Annotated in this window: 1 protein-coding gene; it reads left to right on the top strand. The window is 63.5% G+C overall.

Translation table 11 applies throughout. From position 1 onward, the window contains the following. Window positions 1-142: 142 nt before the first annotated feature. The coding region (locus NCT05_RS36655) for an RHS repeat domain-containing protein (protein WP_250504800.1) at window positions 143-813 on the top strand (671 nt) is incomplete at its 3' end.

The following is an 813-nucleotide window of genomic DNA, read 5'->3' as shown; positions in this document are numbered from 1 at the left end:
TTGGTGATGCGCAAACGCGCAAGCGGCGATTCGACCACGACGCGATACGCGCAGAAGTCGCGCGTCTTGCGAGTTCGCGTGAAGCGCGTGATGTTGGACGCACCCCGCAGGCGTCGCCCAGACGCCAACAGAAGGTGCGGACGTGGCGTTGCCGAGCTTGACCGGTCCCGCCATGGCGGCTGTGCAGAACGCTTTAACCGACTATACCTATGACCCGCTCGGGCGCTTGCTCAAGTCGGTGACGCCCGATCTGACCGAAATCTTTGCGTTCGATCCGGCGGGCAATCCTGTCGATCCGGAGAAGGTTCCGCCGCGCCCGGTCGTGGAGACGGATGAGGAAGGTGCGGCGCGCCATGCGCGAGAGGATGCCGAAGACGCGGCGTTGAGGCGTGCGGGAGGAGCTCCACCGAGCCGCTGGCGGCATTTTGAAGACACCGAGAGATTGCGCGCGTGGGAACAGTCGTTGCCGAAGTGCATCGGCAATGTGCTGAAGGAGTTGAACCGCACGCACTACGCGTATGACGAGCGCGGGAATCTGAGCCGCAAGACCGAGCCTAATGGCGTGACGTGGGTTTATGCCTACGACCAGCAGAACCGGCTCACGGAGGCCGAGCGCTACGCGAAGCCGCCAGCGGCGAACGAGATAGACCGCCGGGAGAGGAGCACGGATGGTTCTACTACCTGGATTTCTGGCACTGCGCCGTTCGATGTTGCCGCAAGCTATACCTACGACGCATTCGGGCGGCGCGTGGCGAAGGAAGTCAGAGGCGCGACAGGCGCAACCGAGCTAACCGTCTTCACATGGGACGGCGA

Source organism: Caballeronia sp. AZ7_KS35, from assembly GCF_023631045.1.
In the GTDB taxonomy this organism is placed as follows: domain Bacteria; phylum Pseudomonadota; class Gammaproteobacteria; order Burkholderiales; family Burkholderiaceae; genus Caballeronia; species Caballeronia zhejiangensis.
This window is presented reverse-complemented; position numbering and strand designations above follow the sequence as displayed.